The organism is Achromobacter xylosoxidans A8 (genome assembly GCF_000165835.1).
Classification (GTDB): Bacteria; Pseudomonadota; Gammaproteobacteria; order Burkholderiales; family Burkholderiaceae_B; genus Achromobacter; species Achromobacter xylosoxidans_B.
Genome location: NC_014640.1, coordinates 5,585,534 through 5,601,937, shown reverse-complemented (window position 1 = coordinate 5,601,937; position 16,404 = coordinate 5,585,534). Strand labels below are relative to the sequence as shown.

Below are 16,404 nucleotides of genomic sequence, written 5' to 3'. Positions count from 1 at the left end.
ATGCGTCTGGAATCCGAGCAGGCCGCTCCGGCCATCCGCCAGGCGCCGGCCTTGGCCGGCTCGCTGGCCGATCAGGTTTATCAGCGCCTGAAGGACGACCTGTTCGACTTCCGAGTGCTGCCGGGCGAGCGCTTCACCGAGGCCGAGGTGGCGGCCCGACTGGGTGTCAGCCGCACGCCGGTGCGGTTGGGACTGGCGCGGCTGGAGCGCGAGGGCTATGTGCTGCCGCGGCCGCGCAGCGGCTGGCAGGTGCGGCCCTTCGACTTCGAACGCTTCGAGGCGCTGTACGACGTGCGGGTGGTGCTGGAGCAGGCCGCGGTGGAACGGCTGTGCGCGCGCGAGCACATGGACGAGGCCGGCATTCTGGGCGCGCTGAAGGACGTGTGGCTGGCGCCGCCGCGGCAGCGCATCCTGGACGGACGCTTGGTGGCGCAACTGGACGAGGCCTTCCATTGTGCGCTGGTGGCCGCCGCCGGCAATCCCGAGATGGCGCAGATCCATCGCGACGTGACCGAGAAGATACGCATCGTGCGGCGGCTGGACTTCACCAAGGATTTCCGCGTCGACGCCACCTACGACGAGCACGCGGCCATCTTGCGGGCGGTGCTGGCGCGCCGCGCCGACGAGGCGGCACGCATGCTGCGTTCGCATATCGGCATTAGCCGCGCCGAGGTCCGCAAGATCACGCTGCATATGCTGCACGAGGCGCGCGAGCGCGCCGGCGGGCGGGGGCAGGCGTCTGCAGGCGCGGATACGCCCTAGCCCTGCAACTGCTGGTAAACCTCCTGCGACACGCGCAGCAACTCGTCGCGGCTGACTGCGCCCGACAGCGCGTAGCCGAACTGGCCTTCGACCCAATAGAACACCCGCACCGGACCCTCCTGGGTGAACTGGAAGGCGGTCTGCCCACCGGCAGCCTCGCGGGTGACGTACAAGGTCAGGCGCTGGCCATCGGCTGCGCCGTACATGAAGAGCGCAACCGGCCCCGCGCCGCCGGGCAGCAGGCGTCCGCCCACCAACTCATAGCCGGCCTGCGACAGGGACGGCGGGCGCATGGTCGCGCCCATGCGCTTGGTCAGCCAGGTGACCAGGCCCTTCTCGTTGTCGGCGCCGACTTCCACGGGGCGGCCCATGTCGGGCGCATAGACCGCGTGGGCGATGGCGGCGCGCTGGGCATAGCCGCCCGCGACGCGCTCCGGGCTGGCGGTGGCCAGCACCGCTTGCAGATGGCGCGCATCCATGGCGCCGCGCGTGATCCAGGCGGCGCTGGCGCTGATGGCAGCGATCGCCACGCCCGCGGCCAGCGCGCGCCAGGGCCAGGGGGTGGCGGGCCGCGCCAGGGGCAGGCGCAGCGGCAGCGGCTCGTCCAGCACCGGGTCCAGCATGGCGTGCAGCAGGCGCCGCTGTTCGCGCCATTCGTCGACCCGGGCCTGGTCCTGCGGATGCGCGTCCAGGAAGGTCTCGACCTCGGCGCGGCGCGCCGGCGGCAACTGGCCGTCCGCATAGGCATGCAGGTCGGCTTCGGTAATCGGGGTGCCCGCGCCGGGCACTGCGTGGAGGCGTTTCTCGTTCATGTCATTTCACGCGATGAAGCTTGCTGACGGTGTCGCGCGCCTGCATCAGCGCGCCCAGCTTCTCGCGGGCGCGCGACAGGCGCGACATGACCGTGCCCATCGGCACGTCCAGTATCCGGGCGGTTTCCTGATAGGACAGGTCCTCCACGCAGATCAGCAGCAATACCTCCCGCTGTTCGGCGGGCAGGGCTTGCAAGCAGCGGTCCAGGTCGCGCACCTCCAGGTGGTCGGTCTGCGTGGCGCGCACCGGGGCGTCCGGCAGTTCGCCCGGGGCGGTCTGCTCGGCCCGCCGGCTGCTGGCGCGCACGCCGTCGATGAAATGGTTGTGCATGATGCCGAACATCCAGGCGCGCAACTCGCCGCGCCGTTGCCAGCGCGAATAGCGACTCCATGCGCGCTCCAGCGTGTCCTGGACCAGGTCGTCGGCCCGGTGGGGATCGCCCGTCAGCCCGCGGGCGTAGCGCCGCAGGCTGGGGATGCAGGCCAGGATCAGGGCTTCGTCTTCGGCGCGCATGGATTGCTGCGTTTGCTGGCGGACACGGGCTCAGGGCTTGGCGACGTGCCAGACTTCCTTGAAGTTGTCGCCCGTCTTGTCGCCGGCCTTGGCATCCTTGGCGTAGGTGTACAGCGGCTTGCCCTTGCTGGCCCATTGCTTGGTGCCGTCGTCGCGGGTGATGACGGTCATGTCGCCCATGGGCTTGGCGTCGGCGCTGGCCATGACGGGCGGCCAGATCTTGGCGCACTGGTCATTGCAGGCGCTCTTGCCGCCGGCATCCTTGTCGAAGGTGTAAAGCGTCATGCCGGCGCTGTTGACCAGCATGCCGTCCTGGGTCTTGACGGCCTGGGCCTGGGCGCCGGCCGAAAACAGGGCGGCGGCGGAGATGGCCAGGGCTGCGGCGATGTGTTTGCGCATGGTTTGCCTCGTACGTAGATAGGGAAAGTGGGGGACTGCCCTCTACAGACGCTGCCGGCCCGGGCTTTATTCCCGCCGGGCGGAAAGAAGTTGCAAAGGGTCAGCCTGCCGGCCGGACCGCGCCGGGTTCGTAACGCATTTCGTGTTCCAGTTCGGTTTCCTCCACGGGGGTGAAGCCCAGCGCTTCATACAGGCGGCGGGCGGGGTTGCCTTTCAGCACGCTCAGGGTGACTGGGATGCCTTCGGCGTCGGCCTCGTCCAGCACGCCTTCCAGCAGGCGGCGGCCCAGCCCGCGGCCCTGGAAGGCGGGGTCGATCTGGATCTGCACGATGCGCCAGCTGGCCGCGTCCCGGCTATGTTTGAACAGCCCGGCGGGCCGGCCGTCCAGCCAGACGATGCGGGCGTCCTCGAAGCGGTAGAGGATGCGGGCCAGATGGTAGTCGTCGTCCTGTGGCGCGCCCGCGCGCCGCAGGTGCTCGTGCATGGTGGTCTTGCGCAGGGCAAGCAGGAAGGGCAGGTCGTCTTCGGTGGCGGGCTGCAGCGCCAGGGAGCAGGTCTGGGTCATGGAAGCGGGGGAGGTAGGAGGCGTCCGGCTGCCGTGCCGGCCCGATTATCAGGTTATAGAGCGGTTGCGCCCCGGGCGCCAGCCCGGCCGACGGCGGCCGGCTCATTGACCCGGCTCCTCAACCAGGTCCTTTGATCCTGTTCTTCAATCCGCGCCGCCGCTGCGCGCGCACTCCCACCCCAGCTCGGCCAGCGGCGCCACCTTGGCGCCCATGGACTGGGCGTCGTCGGCGGCCGCGTTGCCGCCAGAGGCGCGCGCGGCGACCCCCTGCAGGATGGCGGCCATGCGGAAGAAGCTGTAGGCCAGGTAAAAGCCCCAATCGGCGACACCGGCAAGCCCGCGCGCCCGGCAGTACGCCGCCACGACCTCGTCCTCCGTGGGGATCCCCAGCGCGCCGAGATCGGATCCGGCCACGCCGCGCCACAGCTGCGGCGACACTCGCCAGCACATGCAGTAATAGGCCAGGTCCGCCAGCGGGTGCCCCAGCGTGGAAAGCTCCCAGTCCAGCAAGGCCAGGGCGCGGGGCTCGGTGGGGTGGAAGATCAGGTTGTCCAGGCGGAAGTCGCCATGCACCAGCCGCGTTTCGTCGCTGGCGGGAATGTTGCGGGGCAGCCAGTCGATCAGCGACTCCATGGCGGGCAGGTCCGCCGCGGGCCGGCTTTCGCGGTACTGCCGCGTCCAGCGCGAGATTTGCCGGGCATAGTAGTTGCCGGGCCGGCCGTAGCTTTCCAGGCCCAGGGCCACGTAGTCCAGCTCATGCAGGGCCGCGAGCACGCGGCTGGTTTCGGCGTAGATCGCGCCGCGCTCGGCCGGGTCCAGGCCTGGCAGGGCCGGGTCGACAAAGGTGCGCCCCTGCACATAGTCCATCAGGTAGAAGGGAGTGCCCAGCAGGCTGTCGTCGGCGCAATAGTCCAGCATGCGCGGCACGGGCACGTCGCTGCGCTCCAGCGCCCGCATGACCCGGAACTCGCGGTCGATGGCGTGCGCCGAGGGCAACAGCTTGCCCGCCGGCTGCTTGCGCAGCACATACTGGCCGCGGACCGTGGCCACGATGTAAGTCGGATTCGATTGGCCGCCGGCCAGGCGGCGCAGCGCCACTTCGCCGGCTTGCCCGGCATAGCCCGCACGCACCAGATAGGCGGCCAGCGCGTCCTGGCCAGCAATCGTCTCCACTGTCGCGCCCGTCACGATTGCGCCCCGGCCTGTTCCTGCGCCTGCCAATGCCAGAACTCGTCGCCCTCGTCCATCAGGAATCGCGCCAGCACCATCTTGTGCACTTCGGATGCCCCATCGACCAGCCGCGCCTGGCGCGCGTAGCGGTAGATCCAGGCCAAGGCCGTATCGCGCGAATAGCCGCGCGCGCCGGTCAGCTGGATGGCGGTATCGACCGCCTTGTGCAGCGTTTCGGAGACGACGATCTTCGCCATCGAGACTTCCTTGCGCGCGTAGCTGCCCTGGTCCAGGGCGACGGCGGCGCGCATCGTCAACAGGCGGCCGATCTCGATCGCCATGGCGCATTCGCCCAGCATCCATTGCACGCCTTCGCGCTCGGCCAGCGCGGTGCCGAAGCTCTGCCGGGTTGCCACGTAGTCGCGCGCGATGGCCAGGGAGCGGCGCGCCAGCCCCAGCCAGCGCATGCAATGCGTCAGCCGCGCGGGTCCCAGGCGGATCTGCGTGACCTTCAGGCCGTCGCCCACGCCGAGCAGGCGGTTTTCATCGGGGATTTCCAGCCCGTCGAACACCAGTTCGCAGTGGCCGCCGTGTTCCTCCGGCCCCATGATGGGGATGCGGCGCTCGATGCGCCAACCGGGCTGGTCCGCGTCGAAGAGGAAGGCCGTCAGGCCCTTGCGCGGATCGTCCGAGGTCTTGGCCATCAGGATGAAGTGCTGCGCCACGCCGGCGCCGGTGATGAACCACTTCTTGCCGTGGATGCGCCACTTGCCGTCTTGCAGGGTGGCGCTGGTGAGCATCATGGATGGATCCGAACCGCTGCCCGGATGCGGTTCGGTCATGGCGAACGAGGAGCGTACCTTGCCGTCCACGATGGGCTGCAACCAGCGCGCCTTCTGCGCGTCGGTGGCGACCTTCTCCAGCACCATCATGTTGCCGTCGTCGGGCGCCGCGCTGTTGAACACCACGGGGCCGAAGATCGACACGTTCATTTCTTCGTAGCAGGCCGCCATGCCGACGCGCGACAGCCCCTGGCCGCCGCGTTCGCGCGGCATCTGCAGCGCCCACAGCCCGGCCTCGCGGGCGCGGCGGCGCAGCGGCTGCAAGACTTCGTCGCGGATGTTCTCGTGTTCGTCGTAGGAGGCAGGGTCGGCCTCCACTGGCAGGATGTGGGTTTCGACGAAGTCCTTGATGCGCAGGCGGTAGCTTTCGATTTCTGGCGTGAGGCTGAAGTCCATGTTGCGTCCCGGGGTCAGAGCGTGGAAATGAGATGTCCGCCGTCCACGACCAGGACGGAACCGGTCATGAAGGAAGAGGCGTCGGAAGCCAGCAGCAGCAGCGGGGCCGACAGCTCCCGCGCCTGTCCGAGCCGGCGCTGCGGCACGCGCCGGATCAGCGCCTGTCCCGCGTCGCTGGCGAAAAATTCGCGGTTCAGGTCGGTTTCGATATAGCCGGGCGCGAGCGCATTGACGCGGATGCCGTGGCGCGCCCATTCCAGCGCCAGGGCCTGCGTCAGCTGGATCAGCGCGGCCTTGGAGGCGGCGTAGGCAGGCACCTGTTGAGCCACGCGCAGCCCCAGGATGGAGGCGATGTTGATGATGCTGCCGCCGCCGTGCGCCTGCATGTGGCGGCCGGCAGCCTGCGCCACGCGCCAGGTGCCGTTCAGGTTGACGTCGATCACGTCGCTCCAATCGGCCTCGGTATGTTCCAGCGCCGGACGGGTAGTGGTGATGCCGGCGTTGTTGACCAGGATGTCGATGGCGCCGTCCAGTCTCTCGGACGCGGCATCGAACAAGCCTGCGACGCTGTCGGGTTGGGTCACGTCCAGCGCGATGGCGCAGCTGCGCCGGTCCGCGGCGGCCAGTTCCGCGGCCAGTTGCTCGCCGGCCTGCAGCCTGCGTCCGGCCAGGGCCACGTGCGCGCCGGCGGCGGCCAGGGTGCGCGCGAATTCCGCGCCCAGTCCGCCGAAGGCGCCGGTCACCAGGGCCCGCTTGTTGCGTAGGTCCTCGAACATGCTCACTCTCCTTCGGGCGTTGCCGCCGCGGGGGTCATGCAGGCTTGTACGCCGACGCTTCCACTTCGATCAGCCATTCCGGCCGCGCCAGGGCCCGCACCACGACCAGGGTCGCGGCGGGACGGGCCTCGCCCAGATAGGCCAGCCTGACGGGGCCGAGCAGCGGCAGCTGGCTTTCGTCGGTGATGTAGGTTACGACCTTGACCAGGTCGCCCGCATTCATCCCCGCGGCCTCCAGCATGGCCTGGATGTTGCGCCAGGCAGCGTGGGCCTGGGCTTCGAAGCCTGCTGCGAGCTCGCCCTCGGACGATACTCCCACCTGGCCTGCGATGTGCAGCCAGCGCCCGGCGCCTTCGGTCAGCACGCCCTGGCTATAGGGGCCCAGGGGGGCGCAGACGCCCGCGGGATTGAGTGGTTGGCCTGCCATGTGGACTCCTCGTGAAAGATCAGGCCCGGCCCGCGCCAGGCAGCAGCAGATCGAGCGTCTTGTTGAATAGCGGATAGCCGCCGCCGGCGAAATCGGTCAGCAGATCGAAATGGTTGCGTTGCGGCACCACCAGGTTTTCGACCTGGTAGCCGTGGCTGGCGCAATGCTGTGAAAAATCCCGGCTCTGCCCGCGAAAGCCCTCGGTTTCCAGGGCGCCGGCCGCGAACACCATGGGGACTTCGTACAGCGCGGCGCGCTGGTACAGCCCCAGGTTGCGGGCTTCCGACACGCTCATATGGAGATCGCGGTTGATGGAAGTGCGCAGCAGCGGCTCCAGATCGAACAGCCCGCTCAGCCCGACGTAGCCGCGTATCCGGCCGGCCAGGGCGGGAACCAGGTCGCGGCACAAGGCCCTGGCGGCCATATGCCCGCCCGCGGAATGGCCGGACAAGACGATGCGGCTGGCGTCGTAGCCGTGGCGCTCGCCCTGCGCGGTCAGCCAGGACACGGCCGTGCAGGCCTCGTCGACGATGTCGGAGACGCTGGCGTGCGGCGCCAGCGTGTAGTTGGGCAGCGCCACCGCCACGCCGCGCGCCAGGTACTCGTCGGCGATGAACGAAAAGCCGTGCTTGTCCAGGGCGCGCCAGTAGCCGCCATGGATGAAGACCAGCAGCGGCGGCGCCGGCACATGGTCGGGCACGAACAGGTCCAGCACGCTGGAAGCCCGCTGGCCGAAGCGCAGGTCCAGGCGGGCCTCGGGCCGGCTACGCGTGTCCGCGCTGCGGCGCGCATAGGTAAAGTAGATTTCCTCGCGTTCGGGATGCCGGGCGCGCAGGTTGTACTGCGCTTCCTGCTCCGGATCGATCGCCTGCTCCTGGGAAGAACACGTCATCGCTTCACCTGTCTCCTGTCAGGCGCCCAGGTAGGCAGCCTGTACCCGTGTATCGTCGCGCAGCGCCTGGGCGCTGCCCGAATACGCCACCCGGCCTTCCTGCAGCACGTAGCCGTAGTCCGCGGCGCTCAAGGTCAGCCTGGCGTTCTGTTCGGCGATGAACAGCGTCAGCCCTTCCTGCTTGAGCCGCCGCAGCGACAGGAAGATGTCCTTCACGACCAGGGGCGCGAGGCCCATGGAGGGTTCGTCCAGCATCAGCAGGCGCGGGCTGCTCATCAGCGCCCGGCCTATCGCAACCATCTGCTGTTCGCCGCCCGACAACGTTCCGGCGGGCTGGCGGGCGCGTTCGGAGAGCCGCGGGAACAGGTCCAGGACGAAGTCGAGATTGCGGCGGAACTCCGTCTGGCGGCGCTGCTTCAGCAGCTTGTAGCCGCCCATCTCCAGGTTTTCGCTGACCGACAGGGGCGCGAACACGCGCCGGCCTTCCGGCACCAGCACGATGCCGCGGTCGACGATGCGGTCCGGGGTCAGCGCCTCGATCGCTTCGCCTTCGAAGCGGACGCTGCCGCGCAGGGGCCGCAGCAGGCCGCTCAGGCTGCGCATGACCGTGGTCTTGCCGGCGCCGTTGGCGCCGAGCAGGCAGCCGATTTGCCCGGCGGGAATCTCCAGGCTGGTTTCGCGCAGCACGTCGCCCGCGCCATACGAGGCGCACAGGTTGGTGATTTCAAGCATCGGGCATGTCCTCCCCGAGATAGGCCTGCAGCACCAGGGGATCGGCGCGCACCGCGTCGGCCCGGCCTTCGGCGATCTTGCGGCCGTAGTTCAGCACCAGGATGTCGTCGCACAGCTGCATGACGAAGCTCATGTTGTGCTCGACCAGCAGCACGGTCACCCCGCTGGCGTTCACTTCGCGGATGACTTGCGCCACCTGCGCCACTTCGGCATGCGGCACGCCGGCGACGGGCTCGTCCAGCAGCAGCAGGGTGGGGTCGGCGGCCAGGGCGCGCGCGATTTCGAGGATCTTGGCCTGGCCGAAGCTCAGGTCCGCGGCCAGCACGTCGGCGTGGCGGGCCAGGTGCAGCTGCTCCAGCCGCTGCATCGCGATGTCGCGCATCTGCCGTTCGTCACGGCGCTGCCTGGGCGTGCGCAGCATGCAGGCCCACAGGCCGGAGCCGAAGCGCGCATGGCAACCCACCATGACGTTCTCCAGCACCGTCAGGTCCTTGAAGATCTGCAGGTTCTGGAAGGTGCGGGCGATGCCCAGCCTGACGCGCTGGTGCGGCGGCAGGCCGCGTACCGGGCGGCCGCGAAAGCACACCTCGCCGCGCCCTGGATGCAGCAGGCCGGCGACGATATTGAACAAGGTGCTCTTGCCCGCGCCGTTGGGGCCGATCAGGCCCTTGATCTGGCCTTGCTTCAGGTCGAAGGACAGGTCGGCAAGCGCGGCCAGTCCGCCGAAGTTGATGCCCAGGTCCCGCACCGACAGGAAATCGTGATCAGCCATGGCGCACCTTGCCCTTTGTTGCCGCCACCGGGGTAGCCGGCAAGCTTCTGGGACGCCGGCACAAGCGCTGCGCCATTCCCGCCAGTCCTCCCGGAAAGAACATCAGGACCAGGATCATGCCCAGCCCGAACAGCAGCAGTTCGACGTCATGGAAGGCGCGCAGCAATTCCGGTACGGCGGTATAGACCAGCGCGCCGAACAGCGGTCCCCAATACTTGCCCCAGCCGCCGACCGCGACCATGACCAGCAGCAGCACCGAGGCCGAGAAGCTGAAGGTCTCCGGCGACGCGAACTGGTTGAAGTGCACGTAGAAAGTGCCCGCCAGGGCCGCCACCGCGGCGCAGAGCACGAAGATCGCCACCTTCAGCGCATAGGTATTGATGCCGAGGCTGGCCGCGCCGACCTCGCTGCCGGCCACGCTGATCATGGCGCGGCCGATGCGCGAGCGGGTCAGGTTCAGGAAGCCCCACATCAGCAACAGGCCGGCAGCCCAGGCCAGGTAGAAGAAGCGGCGGTCGGTATCGAAGGCGTAGCCCGCGACGGTGATGGGCTCGACCCCGGACAGGCCGTTGGGGCCGCCGGTAAAGTCCACCAGCTCGACGAACAGCACCGACAGGATGGCGTTGAATCCCAACGTGGCCATCGCCAGGTAATGTCCGCGCAGCCGCAGCACGGGCAGGGCGATGAGCAGCGCCGCCGTGCTTGCGACCGCCAGCGCGGCCGGGATGCTGGCAAGCGCCGGAACGCCGTACTTGGCCGACAAGGCGCCGCTGACATAGGCGCCCAGGCCGAAGAAGCCGGCCTGGCACATGGAGATCTGCCCGCAGTAGCCCATCAGCAGGTTGAGGCTGGCGATCAGCATCAGGTTGATGCTGAACGTCACCGCCAGGCCCACGGCATAGCTGTTCGGCGCCACCAGCGGAAACAGCAGGAAAAGGCCCCACAGCGCCAGCAGGATGCGCAGGTCGCGGTGTCCGCCGTCCCCGTGCGGGTGGATTTCTGATTTCATCTTCACCCCCTTCAGACCTTGTTGATTTCGGCTTTGCCCAGCAAGCCCTGGGGACGGTAGAACAGCACCAGCAACAGCACGATGAAGGACAGCGCATCCTTGTACTGCGAGGAAATCAGGCCGCCTCCCAGCGCCTCGATCACGCCCAGCAGCAGGCCGCCGAGCAAGGCGCCCTGCAGGCTGCCCAGCCCGCCCAGCATGGCTGCGCTGAAGCCCTTGAAGCCGAGCATGGTGCCGTGGTCATAGGAGGTGAAGGTCAGCGGCGCGATGATCACGCCGGCGATGCCGCCGGCCAGCGCCGCCAGCACGAAGGCCACCGTCACCGAACGCCGCACGTTGATGCCGACCAGGGCGGCGGCGTCGCGGTCGATGGCCGTGGCGCGCAGGGTCTTGCCCAGCAGCGTGCGCTCGAAGAAGAAGTGCGTCCCCAGCATGAAGACCAGCGCCACGCCCATCACCCAGAAGCTCTGCGGCGGAATCTGCGCGCCCGCCAGCGGCACGGGCGCGTCGCCGGAAAACGCGGGATAGCCCATGGGCGTTTTGCCCAGCCCCAGCATCACCAGGCTCTTGGTGCAGATGGCCAGGCCGATGCTCAGCAGCGTCACCAGCAGCGGCGCGGGCTTCTTCAGCGGATGGATCACCAGGCGTTCGGACAGGCCGCCCGCCAGGGCCACCAGGGCTACCGCCGCCAGACAGGACAGCCATAGCGGCAGTTCGGCCACCGCGTAGCAGGCCGCCGCCACCATGCCGCCCATCATGACCCATTCGCCCTGGGCGAAGTTGATGGCGTCGGTGCTCTTGAAAATGACGTTGAACCCCACCGCCACGATGGCGTAGATGCTGCCGGTGGTGATCCCGGCGACCAGCAGTTGGACGATTTGCGCGGACATATCCATGGCGGGGTTCCGTGCTGGCTCAGTTGGGCCGGCGCGCAGCCAGCGCGATGCCCGGCAGTTCGACGCCGAATTCGGCCAGGCGCCGCGTCACCGTTTCCAGGTACGACCACAGGATCTCGTATTCCTTGTCGGCGGATACGGCGCCCAGGCCGGCCGCGGCCGTCAGGGCGTTGGCCTGGCTTTCGGGACCATCGGGTTCGGCCAGCCAGGGGCAGTGATAGCCCCGCAGTTCGACCTCGTTCAGATAGCCCGACACGGCCCCAGCCACGGCGCTGCGGTCGGCGTCGGACCAGGCGACGGCGCGTTCCGCGACGTAGAGCCAGCCGAAGGTAGCGTGGCGTTCCTTGGCCTGCACGCACTGCTCCAGGATGCGGCGCGCCACGGGCTCGCGGGCGTTCTCCAGGTAGGCCCGGAACAGTTCGAGTTCCAGTCCGTCTTCGACCGCCGCGTGCGCGGTGAAGAAGGCGTCGGCATGGCAGGCGGCGTCCAGCACCTGGCGGTGCCGGCATTGGTTGAAGATGGCTTCCTGCTGCGGGCTGGGCGGGCGGTTCAGGTAGCCGCCCAACAGCGTGGCGTAGCGGTGGAAGCACTCGATCTGCCAGGCTTCCTCGGTGTTGCGCACAGTGAGGAAGTACTTGGGATCGGATTCGCGGCCGCTCTCCAGGCACAGGCGCACCAGCAGTGCCGGCGTTTCGCTCAAGCCCGCGTATTCCACCCAGGCGCGGCGGCTCCAGGTCAGGCGGGCCGCGTCACGGGTCCGGGCGTCGAGCGCGCCGATGTCGAAGCTGGCCCAGGGAATGTCGGTTTCGGGCGCCCAGCGCTGCTGCTTGCCGGTTTCGTACAGTTCGCGGATCGAGGTGATGGACTGCTTGAGCGTCAGCGGGAAGCGGCGCTCAACGGGAATTCTGGTCGTAGCTGCGTTCATGACAGGTCCTTGGATTCAGAATTCGCCGATCTTCGGGTGATGCAGCAAGGGCAGGTGCACGCCCCAGGGCTCCATCTGGCGCCGCACGCGCTGCACCGTTTCCACGAACAGGGGCTTCTCCAGTTCCTCGACCGTGGAGCCCAGGCCGGCTTCCCAGGTGACCCGGTCCACCTCCATCTCGGCGCGCGAGGCCGGGTTGTCGGGCGCCAGCCACGCGCTGTGGTAGCCGTTGAGCTCGACTTTTTCCATCATGTTGATCACGGCGTTCTCCACCACCTTGATCTCGGCGGGCGACATCTGCGGAATGCGGTGGTCGAGGAAGCGCCAGCCGAACGCGCAGTGCCGCACCTCGTCGCGCATAATGCGGGCGCAGATCTGCTTGGCGACGGGATCGCGAGTGATCTCCACCAGGTGGCGAAAGACGTCGAACGCGATTTCCTCGGCGGCGCAGACCAGCGCCGCAAGGATCGCCTCGACCGACACCTCGGGGTCGAGCGCCATCTTGCGCACGCCGTGGGTGGCGACCGAACCCTGGTACGCGGCCTGGGCCGGCTGCTCCATGTAGCCGCCCAGGGCTTCGGCCATGCGAAAGCAGGCCTCCGCGTGGCGGCTTTCTTCCTGCGAGCGGATGGTGAAGAACAGCCGCAGGTCGGGCTCGCACTTGTCGTGGCAGAAGCGGATCTGCAAGGCAGGGCTTTCCGAAATGGCGCCGTACTCGCTCCAGGCGCGGCGGCTCCAGTACTGTCGGGCCGCATAGCGCTGTTCAGGCGTGTACTGCGAGGCATCGAACAAATGCCAATCGATGTCAGTGCGCGGGTCCCACTGCTTGACCGTCGCCAGGTGGTAGAGATCGCGGATCTTGGGGATCCGGGTGTCCAGGTCCAGCGGAAAGATGCTTTCCGGATCGTCCAGGATGGTACGCGGCTCGGCGCTTGCTACGTTCATGACTGCACTCCCAGGTTTGCCGCGCCGGCGGCGCGCGTGAGTGGAGGTTGCGGAGATGGACTGCTTACTTGTAGTCGGCCAGCCGGAATTGACCGTCCCGGTAGCCGAGCATGACGATGTCGTCCTTGTCCAGGCCGGAGTGGCGCTGGGGCGAGAAATTGAAGACCCCGCCCACGCCCTGGTAGCCGGTGATGGCGGTCAGCTGTTCGCGGGTCTTTTCCTTGTCGCCGCCGCTTTTTTCCAGGGCGGCGCGGGCCAGCATCATGGCGTCGTAGGTCTGGGCCACGAACTGGTTGGGCTTGCGTTTGTAGCGGGCCTCGAAGCGCTTGCTGAGGTCCACGATGCGGGTCTTGATGGGGTCGGCATCGGGCAGATCCTGGCCCACCGGGAACTTGACGCTGACCAGCAACAGGTCCTTGACCGAGTCGCCCGCCAGTTTCATGTAGCGCTGGTCGACGAAGCCGTAGCTGTGCACCAGCGTGAGCTTGTCCAGGCCCAGTTGCTGGGCCTGCTTGATGAACACCACGCCGGCCGGGGTCACGGTCCAGCAGATGATGGCCTGCACCGACGCGTTCTTGATGCGCGTGAGCTGCGGGGTCAGGTCGGTGTCGGCGGGGTTGAAGGATTCATAGGTGATGTCGATGCCGCGCTTGGCGGCCAGCCGCTTCATCTGCTCGACGGCGCTCTGGCCGAAGCCGCTGTTGTCGGCCAGTAGGGCGGCGCGCTTGATGCCTTTCTTGTCGAAGTAGTCCAGCACCCGGTCGATCACCTGGTCGTCGTCCACGGTGCTCTTGAACACGTACTTGCGTTCCGCCACCGGCATCACGATCTGCATCGAGCCTTCGGTGGAAATGAAGGGGGTAGCGGCCTTGTCGACCATCGGCACCATGGCCATGGCGATGCCGCTCATGTTGCCGCCGCCGACGATGATGTCGACCTTGTCCTGGGACAGCAGGCGCTTGGTGGCGTTGATCGCCTTGGCGGTCTGGCTCTCGGCGTCGTAGAACACCCATTCGACCTTCTTGCCGCCGATGCCGCCGGCGGCGTTGATGTCGTCGATGGCCATTTCCATGCCGGCCTTCATGTCTTCGCCGAGGAAGGCGGCGGGACCGGTCACGGACAGGATGGACCCGATCCGTACCGCGTCCTGCGCGCTGGCGGCGTGCATGCCCAGCATCAGCGCGGCGGCCGGCAGCGCGATGGCTGCGCGCCGCGAGAACTCCAGAAACGTCTTTATGCAAGTCATGGTGCTACTCCTGTACCTGATGCGGGATTTGGGGTGTGCAGCAACTTCCACGAACAGCGAAAACGTAGTCGGGCTAGTCCCCTACGCCTGAGGGGTTGCGGAACTCGAGCGAGTCCGACACCTGGTCCGTCTTGCCTGCGCCGTTCTGCAGCGGCACGCGCACCGAGTACCGGACCTGGTCCGCGCGGTAGTGGGACAGGCCGGACATGACCGGCCGATCCTGTTTGTCGAAATACACGAGGTGCCGCGTCAGCACCGGGTCTCCGGGCAGCAGGCTGAGGTAGTCGGCATGTTCGGCCTGCACCGCGCCGCCTTCGATCTTGAGGTTGCCGTAGGCCAGCTCGACCTGGCGGCCGATCAGTTCCAGCAGGGAACCGGCCTCGGCCTGGCGGGCGTCGATGTGCGGGATGCGGTCGACGCGCACATAGCGGTAGTCGATCGAAATCGGCACCTGCTGAACCGTGCGCAGGCGCAGAATGCTCCAGACCGGCGTGCCCGGCGCCACGTCCAGCTCGCGCGCCACGGCGTTGGAGGCGGGCTCCTGGGCGCAGTGCAGCACCCGCAGGCTGAGGGGGCGGCCGTGCGCCGACCATTGGTCGATGAAGTCCATGGCCGGGCTGAACTGCTCGTCGATCTTGGGGGCGCAGACGAAAGTGCCGGACCCGCGGACCCGCCGCAGATAGCCCTCGTCCACCAGTTCCTGGATGGCCTGCCGCACCGTCATGCGGCTGACGTCGAATTGCTCGCTCAGCTCATGATCAGTGTGGAAGCGGTCGCTTTCCTGCTGCCAATTCAGGATCATCATCAGCACGCGCCGCTTGATCTGCACATAGAGCGGCAGAGGGGAGTCCCGGTCCAGCGCCACGGGGCTGGCGACGGGGGGCTCGCTGCGTACGTTCGTAATAGTGGACATGACAGCTGGGTTCCGGGATATGTATATAGGATTTGTATATTTGTCTAGTTAACTAGACTTTATGATATATTGATTTCGAAAGTCAAGTACGGATTAGCGATATGAATATTTCTACGCTCGACCTTGCGTTGGCACTCGCGCCCCATGGCCTGGATGCCGTCCTGTCCTTTGATCAGCCCGCGTCGCTGGACCGGGCGGACGTGCTCATATGGGATCCCGCCGGGCTGTACCCGGTGCTGGAGGCCGCCTGCGAACGCACCGATCCGCCGGTGTTGGGCGTGGGCGCCTCGGAATGGCTGCTGGCCACCAGCCGCCACTGGCGCGAGCAGTTCAAACGCCTGCTGGGCGCGGGCGGCACGCTGGTCGTCCTGGTTCCCGCGCCGCGCACGGTGGGCGTGCATACCCTGCAAGACATCCTTCCCTACGATTGGTCCGAGCCTCTCCTGCCCCGGACGGTGAGCAGCCAGGCGCTCGAGGGCGACGCCGCGCCACGGCAGGCGGGCGAGCCTTTCCGCACGCTCTTCACCGAAGCCGCGCGCTGTTTTCAGCCTGGCGCGACCTTGTCTGCGGCGCCGGGCGCGAGCATTCTGGAGACAGGGTCGGGCATGACGCTGGCCAGCTACGCCAGCGAACCGCCCGGCCGCCTGCTGCTGCTGCCGGCGCTGGCGCCGGGGTTGGCCCAGGACGAGGCGGGCGCGGCGCTGTTCCTGCGGGAATTGCGCCGCTGCATAGAACGCCTGGGCCAGCGCAGCGGCGTGCGCCTGGCGGCGTGGCTGGATCTGCAACGCGGCGCGGCGGATGAGCAATTGCATGCCCGCCGCGCGCAGTGCCTGCGCGAACGCCATGCGCTCGACCTGGAGCTGCAGGAACTGGATCGCGCGATGGCCGAGCGGGATTTCTTCAAGCAGCTGCTTGCCGGCGAAGGCCTGGGAGCGGGGTTGGCGGCCGCGGAAGTCTTCCGCCGCAAGAACGTGCCGGTCCATGCGGATTGGGTCGAGAAAGACCTGCACATCGTCGAACTCGACCAGCGCAACGTGCTGCTCAAAGTGCGTCTGGCGGATGAACCGCTGGATGCCGCGGCACTGCGCCGGCTCGAGCAAGCCCGCGCGCGGGTGGCGGATTATTTTTCCAAGCCGACTTCCATTCTGGTGGCGGACTGCGCCGACAATGCCTTGCCGCCGTCCGCGCGCGCGCCGCGCCGGCATGCCGTGCTGGAAGGCCTGGACGATGCCTACGTGCTGAACGGACTGCACCTGTACGGCTGGCATCTGGAAACTGCTGGCGACAGTCCCGACCGCTTGCTGCAGCGCTTGATGCAGGCGGACGCGGACCTGAGCGATTCCCTGCTGCGCGCCACGCTGCGCGGCCTGTCCCCGCAAGCCGCCGCCTGAAGGGCGCGGTGAGCGTTTCG

19 protein-coding genes are annotated in these 16,404 nt (G+C 67.9%); 2 read left to right on the top strand and 17 right to left on the bottom strand.

Annotated features, from left to right (window positions below; translation table 11 throughout):
• Positions 1–762 carry a GntR family transcriptional regulator gene (locus tag AXYL_RS25895; RefSeq protein ID WP_013395834.1) on the top strand — a complete coding sequence of 254 codons (762 nt, stop codon included), beginning with the start codon at positions 1–3 and terminating at the stop codon, positions 760–762.
• On the opposite strand, the gene AXYL_RS25890 is transcribed toward AXYL_RS25895, so the two are convergent.
• From AXYL_RS25890 to AXYL_RS25810, 17 genes are all read right to left on the bottom strand, one after another.
• On the bottom strand, positions 759–1,574 hold the full coding sequence (locus tag AXYL_RS25890; RefSeq protein ID WP_013395833.1) for an anti-sigma factor family protein: 816 nt from the start codon (positions 1,572–1,574) through the stop codon (positions 759–761). The two genes, AXYL_RS25895 and AXYL_RS25890, sit on opposite strands and share 4 nt — an antisense overlap.
• 1 nt (position 1,575) lies before the next feature.
• Positions 1,576–2,088, bottom strand: a complete 513-nt coding sequence (locus tag AXYL_RS25885) for an RNA polymerase sigma factor (protein WP_013395832.1) — start codon at positions 2,086–2,088, stop codon at positions 1,576–1,578.
• 30 nt (positions 2,089–2,118) lie between these two features.
• On the bottom strand, positions 2,119–2,487 hold the full coding sequence (locus AXYL_RS25880) for a hypothetical protein (RefSeq protein WP_013395831.1): 369 nt from the start codon (positions 2,485–2,487) through the stop codon (positions 2,119–2,121).
• A gap of 100 nt (positions 2,488–2,587) precedes the next feature.
• On the bottom strand, positions 2,588–3,052 hold the full coding sequence (locus AXYL_RS25875; protein WP_013395830.1) for a GNAT family N-acetyltransferase: 465 nt from the start codon (positions 3,050–3,052) through the stop codon (positions 2,588–2,590).
• Between the two features lie 144 nt (positions 3,053–3,196).
• Positions 3,197–4,240 (bottom strand): phosphotransferase, encoded by a 1,044-nt coding sequence (locus AXYL_RS25870; protein ID WP_013395829.1) that lies wholly within the window; start codon positions 4,238–4,240, stop codon positions 3,197–3,199.
• Positions 4,237–5,460 carry an acyl-CoA dehydrogenase family protein gene (locus AXYL_RS25865; protein ID WP_013395828.1) on the bottom strand — a complete coding sequence of 408 codons (1,224 nt, stop codon included), beginning with the start codon at positions 5,458–5,460 and terminating at the stop codon, positions 4,237–4,239. The genes AXYL_RS25870 and AXYL_RS25865 overlap by 4 nt, the downstream gene beginning before the upstream one ends.
• A 14-nt stretch (positions 5,461–5,474) precedes the next feature.
• Positions 5,475–6,236, bottom strand: coding sequence for an SDR family NAD(P)-dependent oxidoreductase (locus AXYL_RS25860; protein ID WP_013395827.1), 762 nt, complete (start codon positions 6,234–6,236; stop codon positions 5,475–5,477).
• A gap of 34 nt (positions 6,237–6,270) precedes the next feature.
• Complete coding sequence (locus AXYL_RS25855) at positions 6,271–6,663, bottom strand: RidA family protein (RefSeq protein WP_013395826.1); 393 nt, start codon at positions 6,661–6,663, stop codon at positions 6,271–6,273.
• A 19-nt stretch (positions 6,664–6,682) separates the two neighbouring features.
• Entirely contained in the window at positions 6,683–7,555 is an 873-nt protein-coding gene (locus AXYL_RS25850; protein WP_013395825.1) for an alpha/beta hydrolase, read from the bottom strand.
• 18 nt (positions 7,556–7,573) lie between these two features.
• Positions 7,574–8,287: an ABC transporter ATP-binding protein gene (locus AXYL_RS25845; protein WP_013395824.1), complete on the bottom strand. Its 714-nt coding sequence runs from the start codon at positions 8,285–8,287 to the stop codon at positions 7,574–7,576.
• Positions 8,280–9,059, bottom strand: a complete 780-nt coding sequence (locus tag AXYL_RS25840) for an ABC transporter ATP-binding protein (protein WP_013395823.1) — start codon at positions 9,057–9,059, stop codon at positions 8,280–8,282. The genes AXYL_RS25845 and AXYL_RS25840 overlap by 8 nt, the downstream gene beginning before the upstream one ends.
• Positions 9,052–10,068, bottom strand: a complete 1,017-nt coding sequence (locus AXYL_RS25835; protein ID WP_013395822.1) for a branched-chain amino acid ABC transporter permease — start codon at positions 10,066–10,068, stop codon at positions 9,052–9,054. The genes AXYL_RS25840 and AXYL_RS25835 overlap by 8 nt, the downstream gene beginning before the upstream one ends.
• 11 nt (positions 10,069–10,079) lie before the next feature.
• A complete protein-coding gene (locus AXYL_RS25830) occupies positions 10,080–10,964 on the bottom strand; it encodes a branched-chain amino acid ABC transporter permease (RefSeq protein WP_013395821.1) in 885 nt (294 codons plus the stop codon).
• Between the two features lie 19 nt (positions 10,965–10,983).
• Entirely contained in the window at positions 10,984–11,889 is a 906-nt protein-coding gene (locus AXYL_RS25825) for a hypothetical protein (RefSeq protein ID WP_013395820.1), read from the bottom strand.
• 15 nt (positions 11,890–11,904) lie between these two features.
• Positions 11,905–12,834 (bottom strand): ferritin-like domain-containing protein, encoded by a 930-nt coding sequence (locus AXYL_RS25820; RefSeq protein WP_013395819.1) that lies wholly within the window; start codon positions 12,832–12,834, stop codon positions 11,905–11,907.
• A 64-nt stretch (positions 12,835–12,898) separates the two neighbouring features.
• A complete protein-coding gene (locus AXYL_RS25815; RefSeq protein ID WP_013395818.1) occupies positions 12,899–14,080 on the bottom strand; it encodes an ABC transporter substrate-binding protein in 1,182 nt (393 codons plus the stop codon).
• 73 nt (positions 14,081–14,153) lie between these two features.
• Positions 14,154–14,993: a GntR family transcriptional regulator gene (locus AXYL_RS25810; RefSeq protein WP_013395817.1), complete on the bottom strand. Its 840-nt coding sequence runs from the start codon at positions 14,991–14,993 to the stop codon at positions 14,154–14,156.
• Between the two features lie 101 nt (positions 14,994–15,094).
• On the opposite strand from AXYL_RS25810, the gene AXYL_RS25805 reads away from it, so the two are divergent.
• Positions 15,095–16,384, top strand: coding sequence for a hypothetical protein (locus AXYL_RS25805; protein ID WP_013395816.1), 1,290 nt, complete (start codon positions 15,095–15,097; stop codon positions 16,382–16,384).
• Positions 16,385–16,404: the final 20 nt, after the last annotated feature.

Excerpts from the sequence above, each read along its gene's own strand:
- AXYL_RS25895 (WP_013395834.1), top strand. The coding sequence starts at position 1 with ATGCGTCTGGAATCCGAGCAGGCCGCTCCGGCCATCCGCCAGGCGCCG.
- AXYL_RS25890 (WP_013395833.1), bottom strand. The coding sequence starts at position 1,574 with ATGAACGAGAAACGCCTCCACGCAGTGCCCGGCGCGGGCACCCCGATT.
- AXYL_RS25885 (WP_013395832.1), bottom strand. The coding sequence starts at position 2,088 with ATGCGCGCCGAAGACGAAGCCCTGATCCTGGCCTGCATCCCCAGCCTG.
- AXYL_RS25880 (WP_013395831.1), bottom strand. The coding sequence starts at position 2,487 with ATGCGCAAACACATCGCCGCAGCCCTGGCCATCTCCGCCGCCGCCCTG.
- AXYL_RS25875 (WP_013395830.1), bottom strand. The coding sequence starts at position 3,052 with ATGACCCAGACCTGCTCCCTGGCGCTGCAGCCCGCCACCGAAGACGAC.
- AXYL_RS25865 (WP_013395828.1), bottom strand. The coding sequence starts at position 5,460 with ATGGACTTCAGCCTCACGCCAGAAATCGAAAGCTACCGCCTGCGCATC.
- AXYL_RS25860 (WP_013395827.1), bottom strand. The coding sequence starts at position 6,236 with ATGTTCGAGGACCTACGCAACAAGCGGGCCCTGGTGACCGGCGCCTTC.
- AXYL_RS25855 (WP_013395826.1), bottom strand. The coding sequence starts at position 6,663 with ATGGCAGGCCAACCACTCAATCCCGCGGGCGTCTGCGCCCCCCTGGGC.
- AXYL_RS25850 (WP_013395825.1), bottom strand. The coding sequence starts at position 7,555 with ATGACGTGTTCTTCCCAGGAGCAGGCGATCGATCCGGAGCAGGAAGCG.
- AXYL_RS25845 (WP_013395824.1), bottom strand. The coding sequence starts at position 8,287 with ATGCTTGAAATCACCAACCTGTGCGCCTCGTATGGCGCGGGCGACGTG.
- AXYL_RS25840 (WP_013395823.1), bottom strand. The coding sequence starts at position 9,059 with ATGGCTGATCACGATTTCCTGTCGGTGCGGGACCTGGGCATCAACTTC.
- AXYL_RS25835 (WP_013395822.1), bottom strand. The coding sequence starts at position 10,068 with ATGAAATCAGAAATCCACCCGCACGGGGACGGCGGACACCGCGACCTG.
- AXYL_RS25830 (WP_013395821.1), bottom strand. The coding sequence starts at position 10,964 with ATGGATATGTCCGCGCAAATCGTCCAACTGCTGGTCGCCGGGATCACC.
- AXYL_RS25825 (WP_013395820.1), bottom strand. The coding sequence starts at position 11,889 with ATGAACGCAGCTACGACCAGAATTCCCGTTGAGCGCCGCTTCCCGCTG.
- AXYL_RS25820 (WP_013395819.1), bottom strand. The coding sequence starts at position 12,834 with ATGAACGTAGCAAGCGCCGAGCCGCGTACCATCCTGGACGATCCGGAA.
- AXYL_RS25815 (WP_013395818.1), bottom strand. The coding sequence starts at position 14,080 with ATGACTTGCATAAAGACGTTTCTGGAGTTCTCGCGGCGCGCAGCCATC.
- AXYL_RS25810 (WP_013395817.1), bottom strand. The coding sequence starts at position 14,993 with ATGTCCACTATTACGAACGTACGCAGCGAGCCCCCCGTCGCCAGCCCC.
- AXYL_RS25805 (WP_013395816.1), top strand. The coding sequence starts at position 15,095 with ATGAATATTTCTACGCTCGACCTTGCGTTGGCACTCGCGCCCCATGGC.